Source organism: Amycolatopsis sp. Hca4, assembly GCF_013364075.1.
Lineage (GTDB): Bacteria > Actinomycetota > Actinomycetes > Mycobacteriales > Pseudonocardiaceae > Amycolatopsis.
This window is the reverse complement of record NZ_CP054925.1, coordinates 1,376,770-1,395,997: the sequence shown is the minus strand read 5'-3', so window position 1 is coordinate 1,395,997 and position 19,228 is coordinate 1,376,770. Positions and strand designations below refer to the sequence as shown.

20 protein-coding genes and 1 pseudogene are annotated in these 19,228 nt (G+C 72.3%); 9 read left to right on the top strand and 12 right to left on the bottom strand.

Features of this window, described 5'->3' with window-relative positions; all coding sequences use genetic code 11:
• The first annotated feature begins 45 nt into the window (after positions 1-45).
• The 5 genes from HUT10_RS06000 to HUT10_RS05980 are packed head-to-tail and all read left to right on the top strand — an operon-like array spanning position 46 to position 4,662.
• Positions 46-1,212 carry an FAD-binding oxidoreductase gene (locus HUT10_RS06000; protein ID WP_176170246.1) on the top strand — a complete coding sequence of 389 codons (1,167 nt, stop codon included), beginning with the start codon at positions 46-48 and terminating at the stop codon, positions 1,210-1,212.
• A complete protein-coding gene (locus HUT10_RS05995; protein ID WP_176170245.1) occupies positions 1,209-1,472 on the top strand; it encodes a (2Fe-2S)-binding protein in 264 nt (87 codons plus the stop codon). The genes HUT10_RS06000 and HUT10_RS05995 overlap by 4 nt, the downstream gene beginning before the upstream one ends.
• Positions 1,469-2,752 (top strand): NAD(P)/FAD-dependent oxidoreductase, encoded by a 1,284-nt coding sequence (locus HUT10_RS05990; protein WP_176170244.1) that lies wholly within the window; start codon positions 1,469-1,471, stop codon positions 2,750-2,752. The genes HUT10_RS05995 and HUT10_RS05990 overlap by 4 nt, the downstream gene beginning before the upstream one ends.
• A complete protein-coding gene (locus HUT10_RS05985; RefSeq protein WP_176170243.1) occupies positions 2,749-3,660 on the top strand; it encodes a dihydrodipicolinate synthase family protein in 912 nt (303 codons plus the stop codon). The genes HUT10_RS05990 and HUT10_RS05985 overlap by 4 nt, the downstream gene beginning before the upstream one ends.
• A complete protein-coding gene (locus HUT10_RS05980; protein ID WP_176170242.1) occupies positions 3,661-4,662 on the top strand; it encodes a proline racemase family protein in 1,002 nt (333 codons plus the stop codon).
• Here HUT10_RS05980 and HUT10_RS05975 read toward each other — a convergent pair.
• The 9 genes and pseudogenes from HUT10_RS05975 to HUT10_RS05935 all read right to left on the bottom strand — a co-directional run bounded on the left by HUT10_RS05975 (position 4,659) and on the right by HUT10_RS05935 (position 12,999).
• Positions 4,659-5,012 carry a VOC family protein gene (locus tag HUT10_RS05975; RefSeq protein ID WP_176170241.1) on the bottom strand — a complete coding sequence of 118 codons (354 nt, stop codon included), beginning with the start codon at positions 5,010-5,012 and terminating at the stop codon, positions 4,659-4,661. The two genes, HUT10_RS05980 and HUT10_RS05975, sit on opposite strands and share 4 nt — an antisense overlap.
• Positions 5,013-5,086: 74 nt before the next feature.
• Positions 5,087-6,469 (bottom strand): family 2B encapsulin nanocompartment shell protein, encoded by a 1,383-nt coding sequence (locus tag HUT10_RS05970; protein WP_176170240.1) that lies wholly within the window; start codon positions 6,467-6,469, stop codon positions 5,087-5,089.
• Entirely contained in the window at positions 6,466-6,627 is a 162-nt protein-coding gene (locus HUT10_RS05965; RefSeq protein WP_176169271.1) for a hypothetical protein, read from the bottom strand. The genes HUT10_RS05970 and HUT10_RS05965 overlap by 4 nt, the downstream gene beginning before the upstream one ends.
• A 5-nt stretch (positions 6,628-6,632) precedes the next feature.
• Positions 6,633-8,051 (bottom strand): family 2B encapsulin nanocompartment shell protein, encoded by a 1,419-nt coding sequence (locus tag HUT10_RS05960; RefSeq protein ID WP_176170239.1) that lies wholly within the window; start codon positions 8,049-8,051, stop codon positions 6,633-6,635.
• Between the two features lie 13 nt (positions 8,052-8,064).
• On the bottom strand, positions 8,065-9,171 hold the full coding sequence (locus tag HUT10_RS05955) for a family 2 encapsulin nanocompartment cargo protein terpene cyclase (RefSeq protein ID WP_176170238.1): 1,107 nt from the start codon (positions 9,169-9,171) through the stop codon (positions 8,065-8,067).
• 10 nt (positions 9,172-9,181) lie between these two features.
• Positions 9,182-10,033: a geranyl diphosphate 2-C-methyltransferase gene (locus HUT10_RS05950; RefSeq protein WP_176170237.1), complete on the bottom strand. Its 852-nt coding sequence runs from the start codon at positions 10,031-10,033 to the stop codon at positions 9,182-9,184.
• Between the two features lie 318 nt (positions 10,034-10,351).
• Positions 10,352-10,504 (bottom strand): DUF3152 domain-containing protein, encoded by a 153-nt coding sequence (locus HUT10_RS50560; RefSeq protein ID WP_254897436.1) that lies wholly within the window; start codon positions 10,502-10,504, stop codon positions 10,352-10,354.
• A 94-nt stretch (positions 10,505-10,598) separates the two neighbouring features.
• Positions 10,599-11,150: pseudogene (locus HUT10_RS05945) on the bottom strand (DUF3152 domain-containing protein); the annotation flags it as partial.
• Between the two features lie 841 nt (positions 11,151-11,991).
• Complete coding sequence (locus HUT10_RS05935; protein WP_176170236.1) at positions 11,992-12,999, bottom strand: polysaccharide deacetylase family protein; 1,008 nt, start codon at positions 12,997-12,999, stop codon at positions 11,992-11,994.
• A gap of 161 nt (positions 13,000-13,160) precedes the next feature.
• On the opposite strand from HUT10_RS05935, the gene HUT10_RS05930 reads away from it, so the two are divergent.
• The gene (locus HUT10_RS05930; protein WP_176170235.1) at positions 13,161-14,141 is read left to right on the top strand and encodes a hypothetical protein; all 981 of its coding nucleotides are present in this window, start codon (positions 13,161-13,163) and stop codon (positions 14,139-14,141) included.
• A gap of 82 nt (positions 14,142-14,223) precedes the next feature.
• Here the strand turns inward: HUT10_RS05930 and HUT10_RS05925 are convergent, their stop codons facing one another.
• Together HUT10_RS05925 and HUT10_RS05920 are read right to left on the bottom strand one after the other, a co-directional pair.
• Positions 14,224-14,694: a hypothetical protein gene (locus HUT10_RS05925; RefSeq protein ID WP_176170234.1), complete on the bottom strand. Its 471-nt coding sequence runs from the start codon at positions 14,692-14,694 to the stop codon at positions 14,224-14,226.
• A gap of 1,039 nt (positions 14,695-15,733) precedes the next feature.
• The gene (locus HUT10_RS05920; RefSeq protein WP_176170233.1) at positions 15,734-16,063 is read right to left on the bottom strand and encodes a WGxxGxxG family protein; all 330 of its coding nucleotides are present in this window, start codon (positions 16,061-16,063) and stop codon (positions 15,734-15,736) included.
• Positions 16,064-16,338: 275 nt separating this feature from the next.
• Here HUT10_RS05920 and HUT10_RS05915 point away from each other — a divergent pair, with 275 nt between their 5' ends.
• The 3 genes from HUT10_RS05915 to HUT10_RS05905 all read left to right on the top strand — a co-directional run bounded on the left by HUT10_RS05915 (position 16,339) and on the right by HUT10_RS05905 (position 18,027).
• The gene (locus HUT10_RS05915) at positions 16,339-16,680 is read left to right on the top strand and encodes a hypothetical protein (RefSeq protein WP_176170232.1); all 342 of its coding nucleotides are present in this window, start codon (positions 16,339-16,341) and stop codon (positions 16,678-16,680) included.
• Between the two features lie 298 nt (positions 16,681-16,978).
• Entirely contained in the window at positions 16,979-17,353 is a 375-nt protein-coding gene (locus HUT10_RS05910; RefSeq protein WP_176170231.1) for a hypothetical protein, read from the top strand.
• Positions 17,354-17,673: 320 nt separating this feature from the next.
• On the top strand, positions 17,674-18,027 hold the full coding sequence (locus HUT10_RS05905; protein WP_176170230.1) for a hypothetical protein: 354 nt from the start codon (positions 17,674-17,676) through the stop codon (positions 18,025-18,027).
• Between the two features lie 48 nt (positions 18,028-18,075).
• On the opposite strand, the gene HUT10_RS05900 is transcribed toward HUT10_RS05905, so the two are convergent.
• Positions 18,076-19,173: an AI-2E family transporter gene (locus HUT10_RS05900; protein WP_254896710.1), complete on the bottom strand. Its 1,098-nt coding sequence runs from the start codon at positions 19,171-19,173 to the stop codon at positions 18,076-18,078.
• Positions 19,174-19,228 lie beyond the last annotated feature (55 nt).

Sequence of the window (19,228 nt, the reverse complement as noted above, 5' to 3'; positions counted from 1 at the left end):
CGTCATCGGCACCTATCGTTCGCTATACCGAACGCTGGAGGGTCGATGAACCGAACGCGGGTGGTGGTGATCGGGGCTGGGATCGTCGGTGCCGCCTGTGCACGGGAGCTCGCTCTCGCCGGGTTCGACGTCCTGGTCCTCGACCGCGGCCGGCCCGCGGGTGGCACCACGTCGCACGGCGAAGGCAACCTCCTGGTCTCCGACAAGGGCCCGGGCGCCGAGCTCACGCTCGCGCGGCTGTCCGCCCGGCTGTGGCCACAGGTGCTCGGGGAGATCGCCGTCGACGACCCGCGCGCGGCCGCCGCGGCGGAGTTCGACCCGAAGGGCGGCATCGTCGTGGCCACCACGGAAGCCGGCGCCGGCGCGCTCCTCGCGTTCGCCGAGGCCCAAGCCGAGGCGGGCGTCCGCACCGAGCGCCTCGACGCGGACGCCGTCGCGGCGGCCGAACCCGCACTCACCCGCGAAGTGACCGCCGCCGTCCGCTACCCGGAGGACGCCCAGGTGCAGCCGGCCGGCGCCGCGCTCGCCCTGCTGGGCTCGGCGCTGCGCCACGGTGCCCGGCTGCGCACCGAAGCCGAGGTCACCGGCGCCCGGGTCGGGACCGGGCGGATCACCGGCGTCCGGGTGGCAGGCGACCTGGTCGAAGCGGACGTGGTGGTGAACGCGGCGGGCCCGTGGGCGGGGCTGGTGTCGGCCCGGCTCGGCGCCCCGATCGCGGTCCGCCCCCGGCGTGGCGAGGTCCTGGTGACCACGCCGATGCCGGGCGTGGTGCGGCACAAGGTCTACGACGCGGACTACGTCGGCGCGGTCGGCACCGGCAGCGGCGAGCTGCAGACGTCGGCGGTGGTCGAGTCGACCCGGGGCGGCACGGTGCTGATCGGCTCGTCCCGCCGCCGCGTGGGCTTCGACGACACGATCCGCCCGGACGTGCTGGGCGCGATCGCGGCCAAGGCGGTCCGGCTCTTCCCGGCGCTGGCCGACGCGGCGGTGATGCGCGCGTACGGCGGCTTCCGGCCCTACGTCGACGACCACCTGCCGGTGCTCGGCGAGGACCCGAGGCTGGGAAACCTCTGGCACGCAACAGGTCATGAAGGGGCGGGGATCGGGCTGAGCGTGGGGACGGCGAGGCTGCTGCGCGAGCTGCTGACCGGCGACGAACCCTCGATGCCGGTGGCGGAGTTCACCGTGGACCGGCCGGCGGTGCCGGCGTGAGCGAGCCGATCGCGATCACCGTCGACGGCGAGACCGTCACCGGACTCGCCGGGCAGACCGTTGCCGGAGTCCTGCTCGCCGCCGGCCGGCTCTCCTGGCGCCGCACCCGGTCCGGGGCACCGCGCGGGGTCTTCTGCGGGATCGGTGCCTGCTTCGACTGCCTGCTCACCGTCAACGGCGTCGCCGACGTCCGGGCCTGCCGCCGCCGCGCCGCCGACGGCGACGAGATCCGGACCCAGTCGCGGGAGGAGGGCGCGTGACGCACGTCGTCATCGTCGGTGCCGGGCCCGCCGGGCTCGCGGCCGCCGAACACGCGCTCGCCGCCGGGGCCGACGTCACCGTCCTGGACCAGGCGGACGTGCCGGGCGGGCAGTACCACCGGGGCGCCTCGCACCGGTTCGAAGCGCTGCTCAGCCGGTGCACGTGGTGGCCGGAAAGCACCGTCTGGGCCCTGGAGGGCAAGCGGGTCCACGTCCTGCGCGGCCCAGCCGACGGGACGAACCGCCGCCGTCACACCCTCGAGCCCGACGCGCTGGTCCTGGCCACCGGTGCGCACGACCGCGTCCTGCCCTTCCCCGGCTGGCAGCTGCCCGGCGTCTTCACCGCGGGTGCCGCCCAGGCCCTGGCCAAGGGGGAGCGGGTTGCCGTGGGGCAGCGCGTGCTCGTCGCCGGGGCGGGGCCGTTCCTGCTGCCGGTCGCCGCGTCCCTGTTGGACATCGGCGCCGGCGTGCGCGCGGTGCTGGAGGCGAACCCGGTCCGGACCGTCCTCAGTGGATGGTCGTGGCGGGCGGCCGCGCACGTCGGCAAGCTGAACGAACTGGTCCACTACGCCGGCAAGCTGGCTCGCCACCGCGTGCCGTACCTCCTCGGCCGCGCGGTGGTCGAAGCCCGCGGTGACGACCGGGTCCGCGAAGCCGTCACCGCTCGCGTCCGCGCGGACTGGTCGGTCGTCCCCGGCACCGAACGCACCTACCGGGTCGACGCGCTCTGCGTCGGGCACGGCTTCGCGGGGCAACCCGAGCTGGCCGTCGCGGCCGGCTGCGTCCTGGACGGCGGGTTCGTCCGGGTCGGTCTCGACCAGCGCACCAGCGTGCCCGGGGTGTTCGCCGCAGGGGAGATCACCGGCATCGGCGGTGCGGTCGCCGCCGCGGCCGAAGGCGCGATCGCCGGGTGGGCCGCCGCCGGGCGGACGCCGGGCCGCGCCCTGCTCGAGCGGCGCGACCACGCCCGTGCGTTCGCCCGCCGGCTGGCGGCCGCCCACCCGATCGGTGCGGCGTGGCCCGGCTGGCTGCGCGAGGACACCGTCGTCTGCCGTTGCGAGGAAACCACCTACGGCGACCTGAAGAGCGCCGCCGCGGACCCGGCCACCCCGGGCCCGCACGCGCTCAAGCTCGGCACCCGCGCCGGGCTCGGCCCCTGCCAGGGCCGGATGTGCGGGGCCGCCGTCGCCGAACTGTGCGGCGGCGCCGAGCGGCACCACCGTCCGATCGCCCAGCCGATCCGGCTGGGCGAACTCGCCGAGCCGAAGGAGAACCCATGAGCACTCGCGACCTCGGGGGTGTGGTCGTCGCCGCCGCGCTGCCCTACCGGGCCGACGACGCCGCGCCCGCCGGGCTGGCCGTCGACTACGACGCCTACGCCGAACACTGCCGGTGGCTGGTCGAGAACGGCTGCCGCGGCGTCGGCCCGAACGGCTCGCTCGGCGAGTACTCCTCGCTCACCGACGACGAGCGCCGCCGCGTCGCCCGCACCGCGATCGAAGCGGTCGGGACGGACGGGATCGTCGTCGTCGGCGTCCACGGGCCCGGCGCGCACCAGGCGCGGTACTGGGCCGCGGCCGCGGCCGAGGACGGCGCGCACGGCGTGCTCTGCCTGCCGCCGACGCTCTACCGCGCCAACCGCGGCGAGGTGCTGGCGCACTTCGAAGCGGTGGCCTCGGTGGGGCTGCCGGTGATGGTCTACAACAACCCGTTCGACACCAAGGTCGACCTCACCCCGGACCTGCTGGCCGAGATCGCGCAGATCGACAACGTCGTGGCGGTCAAGGAGTTCTCCGGCGACGTCCGCCGCGTGCTGGAGATCCGCGAGCGCGCGCCCGGGCTGGCGGTGATCTCCGGCGCCGACGACGTCGTGCTGGAAAGCCTGCTGATGGGTGCGACCGGCTGGTTCGCCGGGTTCCCGAACGTGTTCCCGGCCGAGTCGGCGCGGCTGTTCGAGCTCGCCACGGCGGGGAAGCTCGAGGAGGCCAGGGCGCTCTACGAGCCGCTGGTGGCCGCGTTCCGCTGGGACTCGCGCACCGAGTTCGTCCAGGCCATCAAGCTCGGGATGGACATGGTGGGCCGTCGCGGCGGGCCGTGCCGCCCGCCGCGCGGGCCGCTGTCGGACGTCCACCGCGAGCAGGTCCGGGCCGACATGGGCCGTGCGCTCGCGGCGCTGGGGGTGGCGTAGATGCGGGCTTCGCGCGCGATCACGGCGGTCGATTCGCACACCGAAGGCATGCCGACCCGGGTGGTGACCGGCGGCGTGGCCCCGATCCCGGGCGCCACGATGGCCGAGCGCCGCCGCTACTTCATGGCGCACCTGGACCACCTGCGGCAGTTCCTGATGAACGAGCCGCGCGGTCATTCGGCGATGAGCGGCGCGATCCTGCAGCCGCCGTGCCGCGAGGACGCGGACTGGGGAGTGGTGTACATCGAGGTGTCCGGCTGCCTGCCGATGTGCGGCCACGGCACGATCGGCGTGGCGACGGTGCTGGTGGAGACCGGCATGGTCGAGGTGACCGAACCGACGACGGTGGTGCGCCTGGACACCCCGGCCGGGCTGGTGCACGCCGAGGTCACGGTCTCGGGCGGGCGGGCCACCCGGGTCAAGCTGCGCAACGTCGCTTCCTTCCTGGCCGAGCGCGACGCCGAGGTCTCCGTGCCCGGCCTGGGCCCGGTCCGCTACGACCTGGCCTACGGCGGGAACTTCTACGCCATCCTGGAGCTGTCCTCGGTGGGCATCCCGTTCGACCGGGCGGAGAAGGACCGGATCCTGACCGCCGGCCTGGCGATCATGGGCGCGATCAACGAGCAGCGCCCGCCGAAGCACCCGGAGGACCCGCTGATCGGCGGCTGCAAGCACGTCCAGTTCCTGGCCCCGGGCTCCGACGCCCAGGCGTCGCAGAACGCGATGGCGATCCACCCGGGCTGGTTCGACCGCTCACCGTGCGGCACCGGAACGTCCGCCAGGATGGCCCAGCTGCACGCCCGCGGCGAGCTGCCGTTGCACACACCGTTCGAGAACGCGTCGTTCATCGGCACGACGTTCACGGGGTCACTCGTGGCGGAGACGACGGTGGGCGACGTCCCGGCGGTGGTACCGGAGTTTTCCGGCCGGGCGTGGATCACGGGGACGGCAACGTACCTGCTCGACCCGGACGACCCGTTCCCGGCCGGGTTCGTGCTCTAGGCGGGCTGCCAGAGTTCGATGCGGTGACCCTCGGGGTCGGTGACCCAGCCGAAGCGGCCGACGCCGGCCATGTCCTGGACGTCGTCGGACACGTCGGCTCCGCGGGCTCGGAGCTGGGCGAGCATTGCGTCGAGGTCGCGGACCCGGAAGTTCAGCATGGTCTGCTGGCTCCGCGAGCCGAAGTAGTCCGTCTCGGCCTCGAACGGCGCGAAGACGGTCGGGCCGGGTTGCTGCTGCCAGAGGCCGTGTTCGTCGGTTTCGAGGCCGAGGCAGTCGCGGTACCAGGCGGCGAGCGCCGCGGGGTCCGCCGCGCGGATGAAGTACCCGCCGATTCCGAGCACACGTTCCATGCGGCGATCCTGCCAGCCGGGTCGCCGGCGGGGCGGGTGACACGCGGGTCGCCTGCCCGGCCGGCGGTCCGGAGTCAGTGGCCGATCTGGACGTCGTCGAGGATGCCGAGGGCGTCGGGGACGAGGACGGCGGCGGAGTGGTAGGCGCTGACGAGGTAGGAGGTGATGGCTTGGTCGTTGATGCCCATGTATCGGACGTTGAGTCCGGGTTGGTATTCGTCGGGCAGTGACTTCGGTCGGAGGGCGATGACGCCGGCGTCGTCTTCGCCGGTGCGCATGGCCAGGATCGAGGTGGTGCCGGCTGGGGTGATGGGGATTTTGTCGCTGGGCAGGATCGGTACTCCGCGCCAGGCGGTGACGCGTTTGCCGTCGACGAGGGTGGTGTCGGGGTAGATGCGGCGGGCGGTGCATTCCCGGCCGAACGCGGCGATGGCTTGGGGGTGGGCGAGGAAGAAGCGGGTTTTGCGGCGTCGGCAGAGCAGGTCGTCGAGGTCGAGGGGGGTGGGTGGTCCGGTGCGGGTGGGGATGCGGTGTTTGAGGTCGGCGTTGTGCAGGAGCCCGAAGTCGGTGTTGTTGATCAGTTCGTGTTCTTGTCGTTCGCGGAGGGCTTCGACGGTGAGCCGGAGTTGTTGTTCGAGCTGGTTCATCGGCTGGTTGTAGAGGTCGGTGACGCGGTTGTGGACGTGCAGGAGGGTTTGGGCGACGGCGAGGTCGTATTCGCGGGGTGCGGGGTCGTAGTCGACGTAGGTGCCGGGCAGCAGGGGTTCGCCGTCGTGGCCGGCGGCCAGGTCGATGGCGGCTTCACCCTTGTGGTTCTGCGGTTTCCGGGGCCGGGCCAACGCCTCGGCCACGTGGGTGCGCAGGGGTTCGGAGCGGCCGTTGAGGCGGGCGTAGGCGGCCGCGGGCAACACGAGTGCCGTCACGCGGGTCGCCGCGCGGGCGGTGAAGGTCCAGGTGCCGGGGTGGGGGCCGAGGAGTTCTTCGCCGAAGTGGTCGCCGTCGGTGGTGGTGCCGAGGTGGAGGTCGTCGCCGTAGGGGCCGGCGCGGTGGCGGGTGATTTTGCCGTGGGCGATGAGGAACAGGGTGTCCAGTGGCGTGCCGGCGGTGAACAGGGTGGCGCCGGGTTCGTATTCGCGTTGCTCGAAGGCTTCGGCGAGTGCCCCCAGCGCTGCCTCGTCGCCGAAGTCGCGCAATATCGCCAGTTCGGTGAGTTCGGCGGGGATGACGTGGACGCGGGTGCCGGTGGTGTAGAAGGAGAGTTTGCCGTCGCCGAGGGTGTAGGTGAGGCGGCGGTTGACGCGGTAGGAGCCGGCGGGGACGTCGATCCAGGGCAGCTGGGTGAGCAGCCAGCGGGTGGTGATGCCGCGCATTTGCGGCGGGGTTTTGGTGGTGGTGCTCAGCGTCCGCGCGGCGCGGACGCTGAGCGAGAGCTGCACCGACTCCTCGGTGACGGTCACGGGGTCACCCGCCGCTCAGGTTCGGGTGGGCGGGCGTCGCCGGTGCGCGGGACGATCCGGGCGGCGGTGGTGCCGAGCCCGGTCGGCCCGAAGGCCGAGGCGGGCAAGGCGGGCGGGCGGCCGGGTGCGTCGGGGGTGCGCGGCGGGGTGGTGGGCACGGGCATCATCCCTCCCGTCCGAGTTCGGCGCCTTCCAGCACGGCGAGCGCGTCGGGCACCAGTACGGCGGCGGAGTAGTAGGCGGAGACGAGGTAGGAGATGAGGGCTTGGTCGTTGATGCCCATGAACCGGACGTTGAGGCCGGGCTGGTATTCGTCGGGCAGTCCGGTCTGGTGCAGTCCGACGACGCCTTGGGCTTGTTCGCCGGTGCGCATGAGGAGGATGGAGCTGGTGCGGGTGTCGGTGACGGGGATTTTGTTGCAGGGCAGGAGGGGGACGCCGCGCCAGGAGGGGACTTGGTGGCCGGCGAGGTCGACGCTGGCAGGGTAGATGCCGGCTTTGGTGCATTCGCGGCCGAAGGCGGCGATGGTGGCGGGGTGGGCGAGGAAGCAGGCGGGGTCTTTCCAGACGAGGGTGAGCAGGGCGTCGAGGTCGTCGGGGGTGGGTGGGCCGGTGCGGGTGGGGATGCGCTGGGCGAAGTCGGCGTTGTGCAGGAGCCCGAAGTCGGGGTTGTTGACCAGTTCGTGTTCTTGCCGTTCCCGGAGGGCTTCGACGGTGAGGCGGAGTTGCTGTTCGATCTGGTTCATGGGCTGGTTGTAGAGGTCAGCGACGCGGGAGTGGACCCGCAGCACCGTCTGCGCGACGGACAGTTCGTATTCGCGGGGGCGGGCTTCGTAGTCGACGAAGGTGGCGGGGAGGACGGGTTCGCCGTCGTGGCCGGAGGCGAGGGAGATTTCGGCTTCGCCGTGGTCGTTGCTGGCCGTGGCGCCGCGGGCGCGGTAGTCGGCCAGGTGGGCCTGCAGGGTTTCGGAGCGGTCGAGGATGTCCTGGAAGGCGCTGCGGGGGAGGGTCAGGACGGTGCAGGTGGTGACGGCTTTGGCGGTGTATTCCCAGATGCCGTCGGGGTCGGTGAGGGTGGTGTCGCCGAAGTGGTCGCCGTCGGCGAGGGTGCCGAGGACGACGTGGTCGCCGTAGGCGCCGGTGCCGATTTTGGTGATCTTGCCGTGGGCGAGGAGGAAGACTTCTTCGGCGGGGGAGCCGAATTCGACGAGGGCGTCGCCGGGGGCGTATTCGCGTTGGGTGAAGCGGTCGGCGAGTTCGGTGAGGACGGTCTCGTCGTCGTAGCCGCGCAGGGGGGCGAGTTCGCCGAGTTCGGGGGGGATGACGCGGACTTGGGCGCCGGTGGTGGTGAAGGTGACCCGGCCGTCCCCGACCGCGTAGGAGAGGCGGCGGTTGACGCGGTAGGCGCCGCCGGAGACCTCGACCCAGGGCAGTACTTTGAGCAGCCAGCGGGAGGAGATGCCCTGCATCTGCGGGACCGATTTGGTCGTCGTGGCCAGGGTCCGGGCCGCCGCCCGCCCCAGGCTCGACGGCGCCTGCTCGGAGCCCACCTGCTCGGATCCCACCGGGTCGGTGACAGTCACAACGAAACCCCAATCACTGGTAACGGGGATTGGTGGCGTGCCAGGTGAAGCCGCCGCCCATCCAGGAACGGACACCCACGAGGAAGCGCTGCAGCTCCGGCGACGGCACGGCCAGCAGATCCCGGTGGCCGTCCTCGAACTCGTGGACGATCTTGTTGTGCAGTGCGACGGTGGCTTCCACCGCCTCCTCGACCGGGCAGTCCCGGTCGGCGGCGATCTGCAGCACCATGTTGCAGACCGGCTTTTCGTCGGCCGCGTCCTTCGCCACCGAGTGCAGGTCGTTGACCAGCACCGCCGCCGTCCCGGCCCGCATCATCGCCTCGCGCACGCGCGGGTCGTAGTAGAACGGCGCGGCCAGCTCGTACCCGCCGACGGCGTCGACGAGCGTCATCGACGTGTAGAAGCTGTCGTGCTGGCGGGCGGCCAGGTACTCCCACGCCGGCGGGTACTGCCCGGTGTGGCGCCACGCCGCGTAGGCGTCCCAGCTGACGAACATCGAGAACGTCGCGTAGCAGACCCGTTGCACGAGCACCGGCGAGCCGTGCCGGCCCAGGTGGTCGATCGCCGAGTGCAGCCCGACCAGGATCGGGTCGCTGCGCAGCGCTTCTTCCAGCGGGGCGGTGAACTCCCCGGCCGGGGCGACCGGGTCCATCGCCGCCATGACCAGCGCCAGCCGCGGCGGGAGCTCGGTGGGCGCCGCGCCCAGCGTGCTGTCGTCGGCGTAGTAGTCGTCGGCCGCCCACCAGACCGCGTTGAGCTGCGCCGCGACGAGCAGCCGGTCCGGGTCGTCGCAGTCGGTGTGGGCGAGCATCACCAGCCTGCCGAACCCGGCGCCCGCGATCTGCTCCAGGCCCTTGCCGGTGAACCCGCAGTCCGCCGCCCAGGCGACCAGCCGCCGGTCGACCTCCGCGGCCAGGCCGTCGTCGACGCGGCCCTGGACCGGGCAGTACAGCGGCGACGCGCTGCCGTCCCCCCACGGCAGGTACGCGTACGCCGGGTCCGGCCCGGGCGACGGCGCGAACCGGCTCGCGATCCGCGCCGCCGACGTCCCGAGCCCGAACGGCGCCGCCGGCAGCCCGCCGACGGTCCACTGTGGACAAGTGGTGCTCTCCCCGGTCACCCCGCCCGCCTCAGACGCGGTCGGCGGCGATCAGCAGGTAGTGGAAACTGCCCTCGCGGTAGGCGGTCAGGAACGGCTTCTCGACGCCGGTGGCGACCGACGACTTCTCGCGCAGCTCCCAGTAGGGGATCGTCGCCGCGGTCAGGTCGACCACGTTGATCGGCACGAACCCGTTGGCCGCGAGCGCCTTGAAGTAGTCGCCGCGGGCGTGGATGTTGCAGATGTAGTGCTGGTCGATCTGGCTGACCGCACGCGACCGGCCGCCCGTCACGTCGTTGTAGCAGCCGGTGATCGTCACGTACCGGCCGCCGGGCTTCAGCTGCCGCGCGTGCTCGGCGAACAGTTCGTTCAGGTCGACGTACATCGTGCTCTCGTTGTTCCAGATGCCCTGGAACACGGCGGACTCGAAGCCGGTGTCGAGCATGTTCTTCAGGTGGTAGCGGACCGAGCCGTCGATCCCGCGCTGCCGGACGTGCGCGTTGGCGAACCCGACCTGCTGCTCCGAAATGGAGATGCCGTCGACCTGGCAGCCGAACCGCAGGTGGGCCATGACGCTGGTGCCGCCGCGGCCGCAGCCGGCGTCGAGCAGCCTGTCCTCCGGCGTGATCGGGCCGAGGTGGTCGAGCAGGACGTCCGCCTGGGCGGTCTCGAGCCGGTGCATCTCCGCGATGATCGCCTCGTCACGCGTGGCGGCCGGGGCTTCCAGCACGGCCGGGTCGTAGTCACCGAGGCCGTAGTGGTGGTGGTAGAGGCCGTCGACGTCGCCCAGCCGGAGGTTCACCGGATCCTTCTCCGCGTTCCAGTAGTCGGCGACCGACTGCTGGTACGCGGTGCGGGTCACGGGCTTCTCGAGAGCGGTCATCGATTGAACTCCTCGGTCGTTTCCTTGACAGGAAAGGGATCCGGTCCCTCACGGAAGACGCTAGTGGCGGGAGTTTCGCAGGGACAAGGAGATTCACTCGTGGTTCGTGGTCGTTGCCCGTCCGGCCCAGCGGGACACGCGCCGCAGGTGGCGGGGGCCGGTGCGCCGACCCCCGATGGAGATCGACCTCGCCACGACCGGGTGACGAAGCGCGACAGCCCGTGTCAGGTGATTTCGAGGTTCGCCATCGTGCCCATGCCCTCGTGTTCGCCGGTCTTGGCATCGGGCCCGCGGCGGCCCGGCTGATGCGCACCGCGCTCACCGCGTGGGAGTGGGATCCCCGGTAGCCGGGCGCGGCCACGGGTTCGGGCGGCAGACGGCTCCGTCCGGCCGCACCTTCACGGCGGCGCCCGGTTCGGCGCGGTTGAGGTTCGCGAGGTAGGTGTTGGACAGCCCGAAGGTCTGCTGCATCATGACCGGCGCGGGCGCACCGGTGGCGGGGGCAGCCGACGTGGCCGTAGCCGAGGGCGTGCCCCATCTCGTGGTTGACGGCGTAGGTGCGGTAGCCGGCCAGGTCGCCGTCGTAGGAGTGGGCGCCGCGGAGCCAGCGGGCGAGGTTGAGGACGATCCGGTGGTAACGCGAGAGCCGGCACGAGGAGTCGAACGGGATCCCATAGCCGCAGAGATCGGGCCGGCGCGCGGTCCCGGGACTGGTGAGGCTGATCCGGACGTCGGGGCGGGCATCGGGACGGTCGAGCCGCCGGAAGGTGACGGCGCCGAGGCCGGTCCAGCCGCGCGGGTCGGCGAGGACGGCGTCGACGTCGTGGTCGAAGCCGGGGAGGTCGACGCCGTCCTCGATTTCGATGGTGTAGGTGAGGAGTTCGCCGCCGGTGCCGAAGTCGGGACCGGTGCCGGGGACGACGTGCCAGGTTCCGTTGCCGGCTTCGGTGACGGGAACGCCTTCCGGGAGGGCGGCGGGTTCGGGGGCCGGTTTCGGGGCGGCGGTCTTGGTGAGGGCGGCGGGTCCGGCGGCGGCGATCCCATCGATCCGCCGGGGCTGGGCGGCTTCCGGGGTGAGGAGCAGGGCGAGGGCGAGCGCAACGGCGAAGACGAGCACGGCTGGGGGCCACCAGGGGGCTTCGGCGTGCTTGGGGGATGGGGCGGGTAGGGGTGGGGTGGGCGGTTGGAGGGTGGCGGGAGGCTTTCGTGGGACGCGCGGGGCGGGTGGGCCGACGGAGATCGCCGGGGCAGGGGAGAGGGCGTGCGTTTGGTGGGTGGGGTGGGGTTCTGGGGTTTCGGGTGCGGGCGGGGGTGGTTGAGGGGTGGTTGGTTTGGTTGGGGTGCTTGGGGTTTGCTCGCTCTCCGGGGCCGGGGCCGGGGCCGGGGCCGGGGCCGGGGCCGGGGCTGCTGCGGCGGTCGGCGATTGCTGCGCAGAGGTGGCCGGTGCCGGGACAATGGTCAGGGTCGGGTCTGGGGTCGAGGGCGCGGCGGGGATCGGTGTTGCGGCGGTCGGAGGTTGCTCCACTGAGGTGGGTGGCGCCGCGGCCGTTGAGGTGCTCGGCTCGGGCGCGAGAATCTGGCCCGTTGCCGGCGGGAATTCCTCAGTTTCCGGATTCGGCGCGTGTTCGATTGAGGTCCGCGGCTCCGGGGCGGACACTCGGCCGGGAGCCGCGGGAGCCGCGGGAGCCGCGGGAGCCGCGGGAGCCGCGGGAGCCGCGGGAGCCGCGGGAGCCGCGGGAGCCGCGGGAGCCGCGGGAGCCGCGGGAGCCGCGGGAGCCGCGGGAGCCGCGGGAGCCGCGGGAGCCGCGGGAGCCGCGGGAGCCGCGGGAGCCGCCGCCTTCGGGACCGCGCCGACCTGAGTCGTCGGGGCCGGGAAACGCGGTGCCGGTGCTCCGTTCTCCCGCGACGGGCGGCGGCGGGGCTGCGGCAGCCAATCCACCCGCGCCAGCGGGTGTCGTTCAGTAGGCAAGGCCCGCACCCGCACACTCCGGCGCCGCCGCGCCCTCGGACCGGGGGTACGCCACCGTCGACGGGTCGCCGTCCGATGTGTAGCGGTGGCCCGATGCCGCACCCAGCTCGTCGAGCCAATGGGCCGAGCCGTACTCCGCTTCCTTGCCCGTCGACTGGGAGCGGATGCGCGGGATCGCCGCCGGGTCGAACTTGGCCGAACACGGTGACGGGGACGGCCCCGCTCCCACCAGCAGCGCCCCTCCGTACGCATAACCCGGGCCCTGGACCGCCAGGCCCGCCCGGTGCGGGCGGCTGCCGTACGGCAGGGCCAGCGTCTTCGGCTGGTAGCCCGGGATCGCCTGGCGGATCAGCGCGTCCTCCTCCGCGATCGCCGCCGTTGCCTCGGCTTCCGTTGCCGTGCGCAGGTTCGTGTGGTGGCGGGTGTGGTTGCCGACCTCGAAGCCGTGGTCGGTCAGCCAGCGCAGGGCCCGGCCGTCGGGGTCGCCGCCGAACGGGTGCTCGTTCACGTACACGCTCGCCACCGGGCGGAAGCGCGGGTGCGCCGCCGCGACGTCCAGGAGGATGCGGATCGCCGTGCCCGGCTCCGGCTGGCCCTGGGGCGTCAGGCGGAACGTCGTCGGGTCGCCGTCGTCGAACGTCAGGACCACCGGGTGCGCGCCCGCCGGGATGTCGATCCGGCGGGACACCAGTTCCGCCGTCGTGATCGGGACGTAGTCCTCGGCCGCGAGGCGCTCCAGCTCCGCCGTGAAGTCGGCGGGCGTGCGGCCGTAGACCGACTTCGGCTGCGCGGCGAGGCGGTGGTACATCAGGACCGGTACCCGGCCCAGCTCGTCGGCGCCCACCTGCCGGGCGGTCGCCGGCGTGACGCGCGCGGGCGCCGCGGCGGGGGCCGGACGCGGCGGTGCGGGCGCCGGGGCGACGGGCGCGGGGCCGCCACAGGCCGCCAGCGCGAGGACAGCGGTGAACCCGGCACCGGAGCGGAAAAGGCAACGCATGCCGGAAGTGTGCGACCGGGCCGCCGCGGGTGCGGGCCGTGCCACCGGGTCGGGTGAGCGCGGAATTGCGTTCGCGCACCCGGAAATGCGCGTTTCCGCAGGCCGGGGCCATGGCAACGCAATAAGCCAGAGCACGACTCGGTGATCCGCGGGAATCGGGTTTGCCGAAGATCAGCCGCGGGTATTTCCTCGCGATGGTCCCGAAAAAGGCGGATGCCGCCGAACGAACCTTCGATCGACGCCTGGTCCTCACCGCCGCTCTCGCGGGCTTCGCCACGAGCGCGTGTGGTGCGCTGCAACGCGGACAGGCACTCGCCGTGCCGGCCCCGGCGCCGGCCGCCGTCGCGGCCACACCGCCGCCGCCACCGCCGAACCCGCTGGAAAAGAGCCTCCTCGTGGGCTTCTGCGGGGCGCCGGGCGCGAAGGCGCTCGGCCGCATGACGGGTGACCTCACCGAAGCGAGCCGCGCGCTGCGGCGCCAGATCGAGATGTTCCCCGCGGGACGTCCGATCACGCCGGTGGTCGAGCTGATCGCCACCACCGTGCACCGCTCGCCGGGTGAGGACGGCATGTTCCGCAGCCGCTGCGCGGACTCGACCGTGCGCGACTACCTCGACGCCGCGCGGGCGATGAAAGGCCTGCTGCTGCTGAACATCCAGCCCGGCCGCGCCGACTTCCTGCCCGAGGTGCAGGCCTACGAGCGCTGGCTGACCGAACCCGACGTCGGCGTCGCGCTCGACCCCGAGTGGGCGGTGGAACCGGGCGTGATCCCCGGCAAGAAGTTCGGCCGCACGACCGGCACCGAGCTCGACGGCGTCGCCCGGTACCTGGGCGGCCTGGCCGACGCGCACCGCCTGCCGGCCAAGGTGATGGTCTACCACCAGGTCGCCGCGTCCGTCGTGCGCGACGAGGCGCTTCTGCAGCAGCACAAGGGGGTTTCGGTCGTCAAGGTCGTCGACGGCATCGGTTCGGTCGCCGCCAAGAAAGCGACGTGGCAGACGCTGATGAAGACCATGCCGGCGCACGTGCGGCCGGGTTTCAAGCTGTTCTTCGACGAGGACACCCGCCGCGGCGCGGACCTGATGACCCCGGCGGACGTTCTGGCGCTGAACCCCACGCCCGCCTACGTCGTCTACGAATAGCCACCGCGGAAGCGAAAGCCCGGTGCGGGAGGGGATCCGCGCCGGGCCGTCGCCGGCTTGTCCGTCCGGGGTACCGGCCGGCTCAGCCGACCGGGACGGGCAGCCCGCCGAGAAGGTCGTTGACCAGAGCGGAAAGGCTGATCAGCACCCGCTGCAGCAGCGCGTTGAGCAGTGCCGACACCGGCGGCAGCGACTGGCGCGACGCCAGCTGGTCGGCCAGCTTGTCGACGCCCTGGCGGGCTTCGGCGGTGTCTTTCTGCGCGGTGGCCGCGCTGTCCTTGGCCGCGGCCTGGATGCTGTACCGCTTGCCCTGGGCCAGATCCGACAGCAGCGGATCGAGGTGGGCGAGGGTGGCCTGCGTGCCGGGCACGTCCCCGCTGTCCGCCCGCGACGCCAGCTGGTCGCGCAGGCTCTGGACTTCCGCCGCGGCGCTGGTGGTGCTCGACGATCCGCTCCCACCGGGGCCACCCGCGGTTGCCACACCCACCCCCGTGAGGGTCACCGCAGCCGCGGTGACGAACACCGTGAGCGCTCGGGTCAGTGCACTTTTCATGTCGTACTCCTCGGAGATTGTGCGATGCCGACTGCGATCATGGTGAGCGCCGTTCGGCGATAACGCGAGCGGATGCCCGTGGCGGGCGGAGCCGCTTGATTCCGCACGGTGTACGGGCCCGCGGGTCTCCCCGGAACAAACATCGACAACGCGTGAAGTGGTTGTTCGGCGCATTTCCGCATCGGTTACTTTGCGCGAGTCGACCACTCGTTCGTGTCGGACCATTACGATAGATGGCTGAATCGGCGCGGTTTTCTCCACTGAAGGTGCGCCCGGCGCCAGTTCCGGGTGACACGGGACTTTCACCCGATCGTGAGGTTTATGCGAAGAAAGAATGGGTAATCATGCGCATTTGCCAGGGGCGGGAAAGCCACTCTTAAGTAGGGTACGATGAAAAAACACTTCTCGCGCAACGAGCGTCTCGCTAATCTGGGCGGCGGCCACGGGGCCGGTTTTCCGGCCCTTGTGTGGCCTCCTCGGTGCCGAGACCTGACAACTGGGCGCCATTCGGAGAGAAGGAAACGCAGAACGTCCCGACGCCACCCGGCGCCGGGACGTTCTGCGCGAAGAGGAGAGGAATGACGGTGCGGGGCACCAGGGTCACCCGGGCACCCGGCGGCGGCCGGGTTCGCGACGGCGCTCAGGCGCCGGGCGGGGGTCCGCGGTGCAGCATCGTCGCTGTCGAGAGGCTTGCCGGGGGCCGGATATCCCGGCCCGGCGGCACTCAGGCGCCCGGCCGGGACGTGGTACGCCGCTTCGATGCAGTCCGCACGCTCCGCTGCCCCTGCGCGAGCGGCTTCGGCGGCACTCGAGAATGCAGTAGCAGCCGGGTCCGCGGCACCGGGCACACCCCGCCGCTTTGCGTCGATCAGCTATGCGCTATAAGCCTTTCCGTGCCACAGCAGGGCAACCCCGCGCACGACGAGCTCCGCGCACCGCAGGCCGGTGACGCTCGGATACCCGGCCGAGAGGACCCGTTGGGCCATCCGGGTGGCGGCCGGGCATCCGGTGGGGACCGGTCTCACCGCGCGACCGACGCTCAAACGCCCGGCGGGTTCCGCCGCGGTTCGGCCGGCGGGTACGCGTTCGCCGGTGGCTCGCCCGCCCCCGCGGCCGGGTATCCCGTCATCGCACCCGGCTTCGGCCCGCGTCGCACCAGGCCCGCCAGGCCCAGCAACCCGACCAGCCCGAGCAGGCCCCACAGACCGTTGTCGTCGTTGCTGTCGCGGTTCGTCCCGTCGTCGTCGCTCTGCTGCTGCCACGCCGGGGCCGTCAGCTGCGGAGCCGCCGAGGCCGGCACCGCCGTCGTCAAGGCGAACGCCGCGGCCGCGATCCCGGCGCAGCAGAGCCTTACTGCCCTGTGGTTCATCACCGTTGTTCCTTCCGTCGCGGCAATCGGACCACCCGGGCGTACCCCCGCCGGCGCGGTCCACACGCGCCGTCACGGGAACGAGCGAAGACTTCGGCGCCGGGACCCCGTTTCCGGTGTGCGTCCGGCTTTTGTAAGATGGCTCCCGGTTCAAGACGGAGCCGTGCGGGGACACGCCTCGTGCGCTCGTCCGCCCCCGGCCGTCTTCCCCTTCCCAAGCGCAGCAGCGCATCCGAGCCGGGCAATACCGTCCACTGCCGTGGACCGGGGGAGAAATGAACACTGAACTCGTCGTCGCGCCACTGGGTGCGACCTACACGCCGCGCCTGATCTGCACCACCGGCGATCGCCTGATCCACCCGGCGGACGGCCGCAACGACCTCGCCAGGATCGTCGTGCGCTGGGCTTGCGCCTGGGTTCCCGAGACCTGGCCCGCCCGCCAGTACTTCGCCGCGCTGGGCATCGGTGACGACGAAAACCCCTGCTACCGCGACGAAGACGTCGTCGGCTGGCACCTGCTGCAACCCCGGCCGGACTCGCTCGCGTGGCGGGTGCGGTCGGGCGAAATCGACGTCACGACCGCGCTGACGGCCGAAGCCGAAGCCTGGCCCGAGTAAGGGAAACCCCGCGAAGAGCTCTGCGCCGCCCGGCGCAGGGCTCTTTCGCGTGCCCGGAAACATTTCTTGCCCCACAAGCGATATCCCTGGGCAGACGGGGGAACCGGTTGCCGGCAAAAAGAACCGGAATAACCCGATCGGACCACACGCGGCGCGGTCAGGGGCTCGCGGTACCCACACGATGGTGGCACGAAGTGGAATCCGTGGCCCGGCATCAGTACGTTTCCCTCACACGGGACGGAGAACACACCTTCACTGCCGTCCCGTTCTCCGAATATCGTTGACCGAGGAGCAATCCATGCTGAAGAAGATCGGCTTCGTGACGGCCACCGCCGCGGCCGGCGCGTTCCTGGCCGCCGGTGTCGCCGCGGCCGGCACCCCGGCCGGCCACCACGACCACCACCACGGTTACCCCCACGGCGGCTACGACTACACCGGTCAGGTCGGCCTGGTGAACCTGAACAACACCGACGTCCTGCACAACGTCAACGCCGTCGTCGGCCTGTGCGACAACAACATCAACGTGCTCGGCGTCCAGGTGCCGATCCAGGACACCGCGAACGGCATCGGCGTGCCGATCCTGTCGCCGGGCTCGCACGAGGCCAGCGGTGAGAACCCGGAGAACTGCGCCTCGGGCGGCCTGTCCGACGGCGGCACGAGCCAGGGCCACTGAGTTCCCGTGCCCGGCTCGTGCGTGCGGAAGCCGAAGCCGGGCACGGGGAAATCGGCCGCCAGAGCCGACGCGCACTGCGTGCCGGGAACACGGAGCGAGCTGCACACTCCGGTTCCGCGTTCCCGGCACGCCGCGACGCCGGACGGCGCCGACCCGGGTGGGACCGGCCACGACGCTGGAGAAGTGCGCCGGTCCCACCCGGCCTGAAGCGCACCTTAACGGATCTTCGCGGGCCCGGCGAACCGAAGCCGGGCCCGTTCCCTTTCCCCCGATCCCCCGCCGGGCTCCTCCGGCGGGTTCCCAGAAGGAGTATTTTTCTCGTGATCAAGCAGCTCGGCTTCGTCGCCACCACCCTCGCCGCCGGGATGGCGGTGCTCGGCGGATCCGCGTCCGCGGCCAACGTGACCGTCGCCGGCCACCCGGTCGACTCCACCGACCAGTTCGGCCTGGTCGGGAACGTGCAGAACCTCGACGCCGTGCACAACCTGAACGTCGTCGGCGGCGTGTGCGACGACAACATCAACGTGCTCGGCGTCCAGGTGCCGGTCCAGGACACCGCGAACGGCATCGGCGTGCCGGTGCTCTCCCCGGGCGAGCACGAGGCCTCCGGCTCCAACCCGGACAACTGCGCCGCCGGTGAGATCGCCGACGGCGGGACCGCTCAGGGCAACTGACCCTTCCGGGTCCGACCGCCGCGCGGGTGGGTTCCGCGCGGCGGTTCGTCATGCCCGGTCGAGCCGGTGCAGGGTCACTTCCCGCACGACGAGCAGTACCGCGGCCGCCACGGGCACCGCGACGAACGCGCCGACGACGCCGAGCAGCGCGAACCCGAGCAGCACCGCGACGACGGTGACGAGCGCGGGGACGCGGACGGCGCGGCCGACGATCTTCGGCAGCAGCACGTAGTCCTCCACCAGCCGGTAGGCGGCGAAGAAGCCCAGCGTGGCGAGCCCCACCGGCACCGAGACCGTGAGGGCGACGAGCGTCGTGGCCGCCCCGGCCGCCACCGAGCCCGCCACGGGTACCAGGTCGAGCACGGCGACGAGCACGGCGAGCACGAGCGGGTAGGGCACGTCGAACGCCCAGAGCCAGGCGAAGGCGGCGGTTCCGGCGACCAGCGACACGACGACGTTGCCGACGAGGTACGCGCCGACCTTCCGGAAGACCGCGTCGCCGATCAGGATCACCCGCGGCCGCCGCGACCGCGGCGCCAACCGGTAGAGCGCGCTGCGGATCCGCGGGAAGTCGGCGACGAAGTAGGTGGCGAGCACGACGACGATCACGGCGTCGCCCAGCACCGCCGCGAGCGACCTCGCGACGTCGGACACTTCGACGGACCGGATGGCCGCTTCCAGGCCGAAGACCTCGTTGGCGCGGCCGAGCAGCGTGCTGTGGTCGCGCAGCAGGGTCAGGTACCGCGGTGCGCCGTCCTGCAGCTGCGCCGCCTGGTCGGCCAGGGGAACGGCGGCCGCGGCGATCGCGCCGCCGAGGACGCCCAGGCCGGTCACGACGACCACCGCGGTGGCGAGCACGCGCGGCACGCGGCGCGTGAGCCGGGCGGTCACCGGCTCGAGCCCGACGGCGAGGAAGAACGCGATGCCGATCAGCAGCAGCACGTCGGAGGCTGCGAGGAGGAGTTCGGCGACCGCGATCGTGACGAGCACGCCGGCCGCGGCGAGCAGCCCGGTGAGGAACGGCGTGCGGCGATCCAGGGGTTTTCCCGGCACTCCCAACGGTTTCTCCTGCCGGGCCGCCGTGCCCTCGGCCTCGCCGACGGGGTGCCCGGCGCGGTACGCTCCGCGGCCGCTGGTTGCGTGCATGGGTGGGCGGCTACCCGGCGGGGTACGGCCGGAATCCACCCGTTCGGGGCACGCG

Excerpts from the sequence above, each read along its gene's own strand:
- HUT10_RS05920 (WP_176170233.1), bottom strand. The coding sequence starts at position 16,063 with ATGAACCACAGGGCAGTAAGGCTCTGCTGCGCCGGGATCGCGGCCGCG.
- HUT10_RS05915 (WP_176170232.1), top strand. The coding sequence starts at position 16,339 with ATGAACACTGAACTCGTCGTCGCGCCACTGGGTGCGACCTACACGCCG.
- HUT10_RS05975 (WP_176170241.1), bottom strand. The coding sequence starts at position 5,012 with ATGGAACGTGTGCTCGGAATCGGCGGGTACTTCATCCGCGCGGCGGAC.
- HUT10_RS05935 (WP_176170236.1), bottom strand. The coding sequence starts at position 12,999 with ATGCGTTGCCTTTTCCGCTCCGGTGCCGGGTTCACCGCTGTCCTCGCG.
- HUT10_RS05980 (WP_176170242.1), top strand. The coding sequence starts at position 3,661 with ATGCGGGCTTCGCGCGCGATCACGGCGGTCGATTCGCACACCGAAGGC.
- HUT10_RS50560 (WP_254897436.1), bottom strand. The coding sequence starts at position 10,504 with ATGCAGCAGACCTTCGGGCTGTCCAACACCTACCTCGCGAACCTCAAC.
- HUT10_RS06000 (WP_176170246.1), top strand. The coding sequence starts at position 46 with ATGAACCGAACGCGGGTGGTGGTGATCGGGGCTGGGATCGTCGGTGCC.
- HUT10_RS05900 (WP_254896710.1), bottom strand. The coding sequence starts at position 19,173 with ATGCACGCAACCAGCGGCCGCGGAGCGTACCGCGCCGGGCACCCCGTC.
- HUT10_RS05910 (WP_176170231.1), top strand. The coding sequence starts at position 16,979 with ATGCTGAAGAAGATCGGCTTCGTGACGGCCACCGCCGCGGCCGGCGCG.
- HUT10_RS05925 (WP_176170234.1), bottom strand. The coding sequence starts at position 14,694 with ATGAAAAGTGCACTGACCCGAGCGCTCACGGTGTTCGTCACCGCGGCT.
- HUT10_RS05985 (WP_176170243.1), top strand. The coding sequence starts at position 2,749 with ATGAGCACTCGCGACCTCGGGGGTGTGGTCGTCGCCGCCGCGCTGCCC.
- HUT10_RS05950 (WP_176170237.1), bottom strand. The coding sequence starts at position 10,033 with ATGACCGCTCTCGAGAAGCCCGTGACCCGCACCGCGTACCAGCAGTCG.